General features: G+C 64.7%; 1 protein-coding gene. It reads left to right on the forward strand.

What is annotated here, in order from left to right; translation table 11 throughout:
- Positions 1-657, forward strand: a 657-nt coding sequence (locus J3361_RS29840; protein ID WP_279382107.1) for a carbon starvation CstA family protein, incomplete at both ends; no start/stop codon positions are given.

Below are 657 nucleotides of genomic sequence, written 5' to 3' on the forward strand. Positions count from 1 at the left end.
TTGCCGGCGCGGGGCCGCTGGTCGGGCCGGTGCTGGCGGCGCAGATGGGCTATTTGCCCGGCACGCTCTGGCTGATCGCCGGCGTGGTGCTGGCCGGTGCGGTGCAGGACTTCATGGTCCTGTTCCTGTCTACCCGCCGCAACGGTCGTTCCCTGGGCGACATGGTGCGCGAGGAAATGGGCCGCATCCCTGGCACCATCGCGCTGTTCGGCTGCTTCCTGATCATGATCATCATCCTCGCGGTGCTGGCGCTGATCGTGGTCAAGGCCCTTGCCGAGAGCCCGTGGGGCATCTTCACGGTGATGGCGACCATCCCGATCGCGATGTTCATGGGCATCTACATGCGCTACATCCGCCCGGGCCGCATCGGCGAGATCTCGATCATCGGCGTGCTGTTGCTGCTGGGTTCGATCTGGCTGGGCGGGCAAATTGCTGCCGACCCGGTCTGGGCCAAGGCCTTCACCTTCACTGGGATCCAGATCACCTGGATGCTGATCGGCTACGGTTTTGTCGCGGCGGTGCTGCCGGGTTGGCTGATCCTGGCGCCACGGGACTACCTGTCGACGTTCCTCAAGATCGGCACCATCGTCGCCCTGGCGATCGGCATCCTGGTCACCATGCCCGAGCTGAAAATGCCGGCATTGACCCAATTCACCG

The sequence above is a fragment of the Pseudomonas sp. OA65 genome (assembly GCF_017498305.1).
Taxonomy (GTDB): domain Bacteria; phylum Pseudomonadota; class Gammaproteobacteria; order Pseudomonadales; family Pseudomonadaceae; genus Aquipseudomonas; species Aquipseudomonas zanjanensis.